The organism is Methylobacterium persicinum (assembly GCF_022179525.1).
Taxonomy (GTDB): Bacteria; Pseudomonadota; Alphaproteobacteria; order Rhizobiales; family Beijerinckiaceae; genus Methylobacterium; species Methylobacterium persicinum.
In genome coordinates this window covers 23,973-33,211 of record NZ_BPQX01000029.1, presented here as the reverse complement: position 1 = coordinate 33,211, position 9,239 = coordinate 23,973, and the positions used below count along the sequence as shown (strand labels likewise).

The following is a 9,239-nucleotide window of genomic DNA, read 5'->3' as shown; positions in this document are numbered from 1 at the left end:
TAAAACGCCGCAAAAGCCCTGTCGCAGGCGCGCCAGGGCTTTTGCGGCGTTTTACAGACACGGCTGTCGCCTCCATCTCGATCGAAGCCCTAGCGCAGGGCGGAAAAATCCGTGGGGGCGAGGAAGCTGTTCTCGATCCGCACCACGATGGGGCGGTCCTTCTCGGTCTCGGCGCGCTTGGCGATCCATTCGGGGTCGGCCTGGAAGGCGTTCCAGCGCTGCTCCCGTTGGGCCATGTCGTCCCATTTGAGGAGATAGGTCAGGGCGTGGTTGTCCGGCCCGACCAGGGTGGTCCAGAATCCGACCTGCTCGATGTCGTACTTCTTGAAGAAGTCGAGGGTCGTATTGCGAAACCGGTCGAGCAGGGCCGGGAGCCGTGTCGGGGCGCAGTAATAGACGCGCATTTCGACGATCATCGCATGTCCTTTCAGTGGGCGGGTTCACCCCGGGGCGGCAGGTCTACCCTGGCGATCCAGCCTTCGGTATCGGGAAAGGCCGGCGGGTAGAGGGACAGGACCTGCGGGTCGTGCCCCGGAACGATGTGGGCGTCGGACCCGGCCAGCCGGCGCACGGTGGCGTAGCCCTCGAACATGTCGCCGACGTTGTAGACGATCGGGTAGGCGAGCCCCCGATGAAGGTTTGCGAAGTAATGAGTCGCGTCCGAAGCGAGGACCACGAAGCCACGCTGCGTGCGCACGCGCAGGATCTGAAGGCCGTCGGAATGGCCCCCCACCCGGTGCAGGGTGATGCCGTCGGCGAACTCGTCCTCGGGGTCGCGGAAGACGAGCCGGTCATCGAAGAGGCGGTCCACCATCGCCTTTACGTCCTCGGCGGCGAAGGCGTGGCGGAGGCCCTGGTGGCACATGCACCGCCCGGTGCAGAAGGCCATCTCCCGCTCCTGCACGTGGAACCGGGCGGCGGGAAACAGGTGGTTGTTGCCCGCATGGTCGTAATGCATGTGCGTGACGACGACGTCCGCCACATCCGCCGCCGCGATGCCGATCCGGGCGAGCCCCTCTTCCACCGGATGGACGATGGTGCGGCCCCGCTTTTGCGCCATGGGCCGGTCGAAGCCCGTATCCACCAGCAGTGTGCGCTCGGCGTTGCGGACCACCCACACGAAGTAGTCCATCGGCATGGGCCCGTCGTGGATGTCGCCGCCGATGAAGTTCTCCCGCGCCATGCGAGCGTGCTGCGCGTACTTGATCGCGTAGATCTCGTAGGCCGCGCCTTCCATGCGGGCATCTCCGATCCCGGACGATCGATTGCCTCGATCCGTCTCCGGCGGAACCGTGCCCGCCGATTAACCTCCGATTATCATATTGTCGGACAATGCGTCAATCTACAGGGGAAGGGGACGGTGTATCTACGCCGCCAGATCGCCCCGGTCCGGCCCACCCGGAGCCGGATGGGTGAAGTGGGAGAAGGTCGCGATCGGGCTCGGGCGGCCCATCAGGAAGCCCTGGACTGCGGCGCAGTTCTCCTTGACCAGGAACCTCAGCTCCTCCTCGGTCTCCACTCCCTCCGCGAGGACGGGCATCCCGAGGCCGCGACCGAGGCCGAGGACCGAACGGACGATGGCGGCCGTCTGCTCGTTCGAATCGACTGTGCGGATGAAGGAGGCGTCGATCTTGATCTTGTCGAAGGGGTAGGACCGCAGGTTCGAGAGGGACGAGTAGCCCGTGCCGAAATCGTCCATGGCGATGCGCACACCGATGGATTTGAGCTGGCGCAGGGTTGCCTGGGCGCGGGCGGGCTCGCGGATCAGGGCCGTTTCGGTGACCTCGATCTCCAGCCGCTCCGGGGCCAGCCCGGTCTCGTGCAGGACATCCTGCACCAGGGGCACGAGGTTCGGGGCGTGGACCTGGACGCCCGAGACGTTCACCGCGACCGTCAGGGGGTTCTTCCAGGTTGCCGCCTCGCGGCAGGCCTCACGCAGGACCCATTCGCCGAGTTGCAGGATGACACCGCTCTCTTCCGCGACCGGGATGAAGATGGCGGGCGAGACCGCCCCGCGCTCGGGATGCTGCCAGCGCAGCAGCACCTCGAACCCGATCACCGCGCCCGTCGCGGCGTCGCTCTGCGGCTGGTAGACGAGGCGCATCTCACCCCGGGCGACGGCGTAGCGTAGATCGTGCTCGAGGAGCCGTCGGTCGCGGACCTGGGCGCCCATGGTCGCCTCGAAGAACCGGTAGGTTCCCCGGCCCTCGGACTTCGCCCGGTAGAGGGCGGTGTCGGCATAGCTCAAGAGCAGGGTGCGTTCGTCGGCGTTGTCCGGGTAGAGGGCGATGCCGATGCTGGTGGCGATCGTCGGGCCGGCGACCTCGCGGCTCTCGCCGCGAAGGGCCTCCAGCATCGCCTCGGCGAGGCGCCCCGCCGAGACCGCGTGGTCGCAGGGCATCAGGACGGCGAACTCGTCGCCCCCGAGCCGGGCCATGAGCTGGTTCTCGTCCAGGAGGCCGGATACCGTCCGGGCCACCGTGACGAGGAGGGAGTCCCCCGCTTGGTGGCCGAACAGGTCGTTGACCTCCTTGAAGCGGTCGAGGTCGAGGCACAGCACCGCGAGCTTACGGCCGGTCGCCGCCGCGAGCTTCATCTCCCGCTCGAGGCGCAGGTTGAAGCTCGCCCGGTTGGCGAGGCCGGTCAGGGGGTCGTGATGCGCGAGGAACTGGATCTGGCCCTCGGCCTTCCGCCGGGCCCGCAGGTCTCGCACGGCGACGGCGTAATGGGGGGCGTCGCCATAGGTGACGGGGCGGACGATCAGTTCCACGGGGATCGTGCCACCGTCGGCCCGGATCAGCTCGGCCTCGATCGGCTGGTCGGGTGTGGCGGCAAGGGCGAGGTGCGTCTCCGTCTCCGGCAGGAACTGGGAGAGGTTCAGGCCGCCGAGATCCGGCGCGGGCAACCCGACCAGGGCGCCGAAACTGTCGTTGCCGTTGACGATGGTCGTCCCCCGGCACACGAGCAGCCCTTCGACGGCGGCGTTGGCGAGGCTGTTCATCCGCTCCCCCGCCAGGGTCCTCTGCCGGCGCTCGCGCAGGTCGAGCAGCAGAGCGCCGACCGCCATCAGCAGGATCACCACGCTCGCGGCGGCCACGCCGACGCCGAGCCAACGGGCCGGCAGGGCCGTATCCGGGATGGCGACGGTGGGGTCCGGCACGATCGTGACCGCGCCCATCGCGGTGAAGTGGTGGCCGCAGATCGCCAGAAGGATCAGCAGCGCCCCCGCACTGCGCGACCGCAGGCCGTGGCGGGTCAGCCCGATCTGAAGGCCAGCCCCGCCCAGCACGGCGCCGAGAACCAGCGAGACGGCGACGAGGTCCCAATTCCACACGATGTGGCCCGGCACCTCGAAGGCCGCCATGCCGGTGTAGTGCATCGCCGCGATGCCCGCCCCCAGGACGATGCCGCCGAAGACCGGCGCGAACGGAAGGGCGGTCCACAGGGCCAGGGCCAGCCCGGCGCCGGTGATGGCGACGGCATAGGCCAGGGACAGCACCGTCAGTCCCGTCTCGTAGCCCGTCGGCATGCTCGGCTCGAAGGCGAGCATGGCGATGAAGTGCGTCGCCCAGATTCCGGAGCCGCCCGCGACGGCCGCGACCCCGATCCAGGCCGCCTGCCAGCGACCGGACGTCCGGCGGGCATGGTGGAGCAAGACGATGCACGCGGCCGATGCCAGCGAGCAGATGAGCGCGGCGAGGGCGACCAACCAAAGGTCGTGCTCACCGATGAAACAGCCCAGCACCGTCAGCATCAGTCGACTATCGTTTTATATGAGGCCCCACCTTCACCGTAGGTTGCAAGAATTAAACTTTTCTTCCGCGCGTGGCGCTATGCTCGACCGGATGCTGAGACAAGTTGAAGCATACGGCCGCGATGCTTTCGACTCCCACGAGTCTAGCCTGAGTTAAGATCGATCGTCCGGCGAACGACCGGGGACCGCCCGTCGCGGAACGGCCCCCGGCATCCGGCATCCTCAGGCCGGGACGGCCTGGATCACGTTGCGCAGGGTGCCGAGGCCGACGATCTCCGTCTCCATCACATCGCCCGGCTTGAGGAATTCCGGCGGCTTGCGGCCATTGCCTACGCCGGGCGGCGTGCCGGTGGCGATGATGTCGCCGGGCACGAGGGTGAGGCCCCGCGACAGCTCGGCGATGATCCGGGGGACCTTGAAGTACATTTGCTTTGTGGAGGCATCCTGCTTCACCACGCCGTTGACGCGGGTCAGGAGGTGGAGGTCATTGGGATCGAGGTCGGAGGCGGGGACGATCCACGGGCCGATGGGCCCATGCCCGTCCAGGCTCTTGCCCTTGAACCACTGGCCGCCGTGCAGCTTGATCTGCATGTCCCGGGCGGTGGTGTCGTTGATGACGCTGTAGCCGAAGACATGCTTCATGGCGTCGGCTTCCTTGATGTTCTTCCCTTCCGCTCCGATGACGATGGCGAGTTCCACCTCCCAGTCGATGGCCGTCGAAACCTCCGGGTCGTAGGGAATCGGATCGTAGGGGCCGTTCACCGTATTCACGCCCTTGGTGAAGAACACGGGATGGGCTGGGTACTCCACGTTCGTCCCCCGGGCGGCCTGACCTTCGGCGAAGTGCTCGAGGTAGTTCCAGCCGACCGCGTAGACGTTGCGGGTGGGGGCCGGGATCGGGGCAAGGAGGCGGACGGTCTCGACCTGCGGACCGTCCCCGGCGGCGACCGCCCGGCGGACGGCGTCGAGGGCCTTCGGGCCCGCCTCGATCAGGGACACCATCCGCGCCGCATCGACCCCCGGAAGCGCGATGCCGGACAGGTCCACGACCCGTCCGTCCCCGCGCACGGCGCCGAGACGGGGCTCCTTCCCTGCCGCGGGCACGAAGGTGACGAGGCGCAGCATATCCCCACCCGACGGCGGGATCGGGTGGCCCGGCCCCGATGCCGGGGCAAGGGACGGTGCCTGACCGGGTGCCTGGGCCCTGGCAGGACCTGCCAGGGTCCCGGCCGCTGCCGCGGCCGCCGTGAGATTTAAGAAATCGCGCCGGGTGCTCATGAATGACGTCTCCTTCGCGCCCGCCCTTCGACGGGGCGAAGCGCGGGGAGCTTCAACCCCCTGCATTCAAAATGCAATCCGCCCCGTTGCCGAAGGGAATACCGGGAGGGTTCCGGGGCTGCCCAGACGAAGCCCCGGAACCGCCGTCAGGCCGAGGGGGCCAGCACCGCCCATTTGGCGGAGTCGGCGGGCTTCTGCTTGTAGATCTTGCCCGCGAAATCGACGTGCAACTCGGTGGGTCCACCATCACCCCGGTGGGCCAGCACCTCAAAATGCTTGGGCTTCTGGCGTGGCTCGCCCTCGAGCGTCCACCCCTCCGCCGCAACTGCCGCGCGGATGCGGGCCGGGTCAGCCGGGACGTCCGGGTGGGCGTGCCCCGGTCCGTGGTTCGGCTTCTTGTGCTCGATCCGGACAGGCTCGCGGCCCTCGGCGGAGATCGAAGTCACCTTGATCTCGGACGGGCGTCGCTCGCCCTCCAGGCGCACGGCGAGGCCGGGTGCGAGGGGAAAGGCCTGCGCGCCCTTCGGACCGAGATCGGCCAGATGGGTCTGCCCCTCCGCGTCGAGGGTGAAGCGATGTGCGAAGACGTGCTGAATCACGCCCGAAAGGGCGGTGGTGTCGTGGTGCGGCATGATCTTCTCCGTAGAGCGCCCAACCGCAGGCGCAGCCCGGAGGTCGTTGCCGCCCCGGTCGAATACAAGGGCCTCCGCGGGCGGAAACGTGAAAGGCTCGTCTGGAAGCGTGCCCTGCTGCCTTGCGCGAAATGCGCAGACAGGTTGACGCAGTGCGCAACTTGCGCACATTATCGCCAGACTATGTGGGAAAATCAGACCGTCCTCCGCAAGGATCGGCGAGTCCAGGCAAAATCTGCGCAAAACGCGCAGGGAGGAAACGACAATGCAGATCCCGATCAAGCGCGCGATCGAAAGCGTCCCCGGTGGCATGATGGTCGTGCCGCTCCTCGTGGGAGCGCTCATCGCCACTTTCTTTCCCGGTACGCCGAAATTCTTCGGATCCTTCACCGGCGCCCTGTTCTCGGGGGCGCTGACGATTCTGGCGGTGTTCTACGTCTGCATGGGCGCGAGCATCGACTTCCGGGCGACGCCCTACATCGTGAAGAAGGGCGGCACGCTCCTTATCGTGAAGATCGGCATCGCCCTGGTCCTCGGGCTGGTGTTCGGGCGGGTGCTGGGCGAGGCGCCCGTCGCGGCGGGCATGTTCGCGGGGCTCTCCACCCTGGCCATCGTCGCCAGCATGAACGATACGAACGGGGGGCTCTACATGGCCCTGATGGGCCAGTACGGGCGTCCTCGCGATGTCGGGGCCTATACGGTCATGTCCCTGGAGAGCGGGCCCTTCCTCACGATGGTGACGCTCGGCGTCGCCGGCCTCTCGGCCTTCCCGTGGCAGACCCTGGTGGGCGCCATCCTGCCGCTCGTCGTCGGCATGATCATCGGCAACCTCGACCGTGAGATGCGCGCCTTCCTGAGCCGCGCGATCCCGGTGATGATCCCGTTCTTCGCCTTCGCCCTGGGGGCGGGCCTCGATCTGACCAAGGTGTGGCAGGCGGGCCTCCTGGGTCTGGCGATGGGCGTGGCGGTCGTGGTCCTCACGGGGATCCCGCTGTTCCTCGCCGACCGCCTGACCGGGGGCACCGGCGTCGCCGGCGTCGCCGCCGCCTCCACGGCGGGCAACGCCGCGGCCGTGCCGGCGATCGTCGCCGCGGCGAACCCGGCCTACGCCGACGCCGCCGGCCCGGCCACGATCCTCGTCGCCGCCTGCGTCGTCGTCACGGCGATCCTGGTGCCCATCGTCACCGCCTGGACCGCCAAGGCTGTCGGCCGCGGCGAGACCGATCCCGCCGGGGCGTCCGTGGACGCGGCCGCCGATCCCGCGCCGGTGAGGCGGGCCTGAGATGGATCCGCGCTGGCTCATCCTCGCCGACGACCTGACCGGCGCCGCCGACTGCGCGATCGCCTTCCGCCGCCGGGGCAGCGCCGCGGCGGTGCTGTGGGGTGAGGCGGACCAGGACGAGGAGATCCCGGTCCTGTCCTACGACGCCGACAGCCGGGGCCTGTCGGCCGAGGCGGCGGCGCAGCGCCATGGGGCCGTGCTGCGGCGGCGGCACGGGGCGGGTCGGCGGCTGTTCAAGAAGATCGACTCGACGATGCGCGGCCAGCCCGCCGCCGAGACGGCCGCGACGCTCGCCCATCTCCGGGCCCGGTCAGGGCGGGCCTTCGGCGTGCTGGCCCCCGCCTTTCCGGGCACCGGGCGCACCACGGTGGAGGGTCGGGTGCAGGTCGGCGGTCGCCCGCTGGAGGAGGCGGAGGTGTGGCGGCGCGACCATACCTATGCCAGCGCCCATCTCGGTGAGATCCTCGCCTCGGCGGGAATCGGATCCTGCACCCTGCCCCTGGCCACCGTCCGCGGCGCCGGTCTCGCCGACGCCCTGGCCCGCGCCGGGGCCGGGCCTGGAGAGATCGCCGTCTGCGATGCCGAAACCGACGAGGATCTGCGCCGGATCGCCGAGGCGGCCCTCGCCGGGGCGCCGGAGGCCTTCTACATTGGCAGCGCCGGGCTGGCCCACGCCCTTGCCGCAGCCCACCCGTCGGCCGGCCTCGCACCGGTCCGGATCGCGCCGGAGGGGCGCGGCTCGCTCCTCGTCGTCGGCTCCCTCGCGCAGGTGTCGCGGGAAAGCGCGAGACGCCTCCTCGCCGATGGCGCCGTGGCGCATCTGCCGGTCACGCCGGAGACGCTGCTCACGGATGCGGCGGGCCGGGCGAAACTGGCGTCCGCCCTCGCCGAACGGCTCGGCCGGGGGGAGGACGCCCTGGTCGAGATCGTGATCGGGGACGACCCCGATATGAGCCTGGGCCCCCGGCTGGCGCAGGCCCTCGCGGAGGCGCTGGCCCCCGTTGCCTTGCAGATCGGCGCCCTGGCGGCCACCGGGGGCGAGACCGCGGCGGCGCTGCTGACGCGCTTCGCCGTCCAGGGCATTCAGCTCGCCGACGAGATCGAACCGGGGGTGTCCCTCGGGCTCACCCTGGGGCGCCTCTCGATCCCCATCGCCACGAAGGCCGGTGCCTTCGGCGATGCCGACAGCCTCGTGCGTATCCGTGACCGGCTGCGCAAAGTGCGAACCGAAGGAAGTCTGACATGACCCGTCCGACCATCGCCATCACCATGGGCGACCCCGCTGGCATCGGGCCAGAGATCATCATGAAGGCCCTGGCCCGGCCCGAGGTCCACGCGATCTGCCAACCGCTGGTGGTCGGCGATGCCGGGCGCCTGCGTCAGGCGGGCGCCATCGTCGGGTCCACGATCACGGTCGATTCCCTGGCCCATGCGGACGAGGCGCGGTTCGGCACCGGTGCGGTCCAGTGCATCGACCTGAAATGCGTGCCCGACGACCTGCCCTTCGGGAAGCTCTCCCCCGTCGCCGGGGAGACGGCGTATCGCTGCATCGCGGCGGCGGTGGAGATCGTGCAGGCGGGGCAGGCCCAGGGGATCTGCACGGCGCCCCTCTCGAAGGAGGCGCTTCACGCCGCCGGCCACAAGTTCCCCGGCCATACCGAGATGCTCGCCCACCTCACCGGCACGCCGGAAGTCTCGATGATGCTGGTCTCGCCCAAGCTCCGGGTGATCCACGTCACCACCCATATCGGCCTGATCGACGCGATCGCGCGGATCGAGCCCGGCCTCGTCGAGCGGGTCATCACCCGGGGGCACGGCGTGCTGGTGAAGGCCGGCATCGCGAACCCGAAGATCGGCGTCTGCGCCATCAACCCCCATGCCGGCGAGAACGGCCTGTTCGGCCACGGCGAGGAAGCCGAGAAGATCACCCCCGCCGTCGAAGCCTGCCAGGCCCGGGGCTGGGACGTCCGGGGCCCGCTGCCGGCCGACACGCTGTTCTTCCTTGCCGGACGGGGCGACTACGACATGGTGGTGGCCATGTACCACGATCAGGGTCACGGCCCGATCAAGGTGCTCGGCCTGGAGGCGGGGGTGAACATCACCGTCGGCCTGCCGGTGATCCGCACCTCCGTCGATCACGGGACCGCCTTCGACATCGCCGGCACCGGCGTCGCCGACGAGCGCAGCCTCATCGAGGCGCTCCGGCAGGCTGTGGAGCTGGCGCCGAAATCCCTGGCGGCCTGACGCCGCCGCGGGCATATCGGCGGCCCCACTGACGCTGAGAAGGGCGAGC

General features: G+C 69.5%; 8 protein-coding genes. 3 read left to right on the top strand and 5 right to left on the bottom strand.

The features are described from left to right. Nucleotides 1-89: 89 nt before the first annotated feature. The 5 genes from MFF22_RS12930 to MFF22_RS12910 all read right to left on the bottom strand — a co-directional run bounded on the left by MFF22_RS12930 (nucleotide 90) and on the right by MFF22_RS12910 (nucleotide 5,664). Nucleotides 90-416, bottom strand: coding sequence for an NIPSNAP family protein (locus MFF22_RS12930; protein WP_238249379.1), 327 nt, complete (start codon nucleotides 414-416; stop codon nucleotides 90-92). A gap of 11 nt (nucleotides 417-427) precedes the next feature. Further along, on the bottom strand, nucleotides 428-1,237 hold the full coding sequence (locus MFF22_RS12925; protein ID WP_238249378.1) for an N-acyl homoserine lactonase family protein: 810 nt from the start codon (nucleotides 1,235-1,237) through the stop codon (nucleotides 428-430). A gap of 129 nt (nucleotides 1,238-1,366) precedes the next feature. Further along, nucleotides 1,367-3,754: a bifunctional diguanylate cyclase/phosphodiesterase gene (locus MFF22_RS12920; RefSeq protein WP_238249377.1), complete on the bottom strand. Its 2,388-nt coding sequence runs from the start codon at nucleotides 3,752-3,754 to the stop codon at nucleotides 1,367-1,369. A 222-nt stretch (nucleotides 3,755-3,976) separates the two neighbouring features. Then, nucleotides 3,977-5,032, bottom strand: a complete 1,056-nt coding sequence (locus MFF22_RS12915) for a fumarylacetoacetate hydrolase family protein (RefSeq protein WP_238249376.1) — start codon at nucleotides 5,030-5,032, stop codon at nucleotides 3,977-3,979. 146 nt (nucleotides 5,033-5,178) lie between these two features. Next, nucleotides 5,179-5,664: a hypothetical protein gene (locus tag MFF22_RS12910; protein ID WP_238249375.1), complete on the bottom strand. Its 486-nt coding sequence runs from the start codon at nucleotides 5,662-5,664 to the stop codon at nucleotides 5,179-5,181. Between the two features lie 265 nt (nucleotides 5,665-5,929). Between MFF22_RS12910 and MFF22_RS12905 the strand changes: the two genes are divergently transcribed. Genes MFF22_RS12905 through pdxA form a run of 3 tightly spaced genes read left to right on the top strand, consistent with a single transcriptional unit; the run spans nucleotide 5,930 to nucleotide 9,190 of the window. After that, on the top strand, nucleotides 5,930-6,946 hold the full coding sequence (locus MFF22_RS12905) for a 2-keto-3-deoxygluconate permease (RefSeq protein ID WP_283206175.1): 1,017 nt from the start codon (nucleotides 5,930-5,932) through the stop codon (nucleotides 6,944-6,946). Nucleotide 6,947: 1 nt separating this feature from the next. Next, the gene (locus MFF22_RS12900) at nucleotides 6,948-8,192 is read left to right on the top strand and encodes a four-carbon acid sugar kinase family protein (RefSeq protein ID WP_238249374.1); all 1,245 of its coding nucleotides are present in this window, start codon (nucleotides 6,948-6,950) and stop codon (nucleotides 8,190-8,192) included. After that, the gene (pdxA, locus tag MFF22_RS12895; protein WP_238249373.1) at nucleotides 8,189-9,190 is read left to right on the top strand and encodes a 4-hydroxythreonine-4-phosphate dehydrogenase PdxA; all 1,002 of its coding nucleotides are present in this window, start codon (nucleotides 8,189-8,191) and stop codon (nucleotides 9,188-9,190) included. The genes MFF22_RS12900 and pdxA overlap by 4 nt, the downstream gene beginning before the upstream one ends. Nucleotides 9,191-9,239 lie beyond the last annotated feature (49 nt).

Coding starts and splice junctions, on each gene's coding strand:
- MFF22_RS12930 (WP_238249379.1), bottom strand. CDS start 416: ATGATCGTCGAAATGCGCGTCTATTACTGCGCCCCGACACGGCTCCCG.
- MFF22_RS12925 (WP_238249378.1), bottom strand. CDS start 1,237: ATGGAAGGCGCGGCCTACGAGATCTACGCGATCAAGTACGCGCAGCAC.
- MFF22_RS12920 (WP_238249377.1), bottom strand. CDS start 3,754: ATGCTGACGGTGCTGGGCTGTTTCATCGGTGAGCACGACCTTTGGTTG.
- MFF22_RS12915 (WP_238249376.1), bottom strand. CDS start 5,032: ATGAGCACCCGGCGCGATTTCTTAAATCTCACGGCGGCCGCGGCAGCG.
- MFF22_RS12910 (WP_238249375.1), bottom strand. CDS start 5,664: ATGCCGCACCACGACACCACCGCCCTTTCGGGCGTGATTCAGCACGTC.
- MFF22_RS12905 (WP_283206175.1), top strand. CDS start 5,930: ATGCAGATCCCGATCAAGCGCGCGATCGAAAGCGTCCCCGGTGGCATG.
- MFF22_RS12900 (WP_238249374.1), top strand. CDS start 6,948: ATGGATCCGCGCTGGCTCATCCTCGCCGACGACCTGACCGGCGCCGCC.
- pdxA (WP_238249373.1), top strand. CDS start 8,189: ATGACCCGTCCGACCATCGCCATCACCATGGGCGACCCCGCTGGCATC.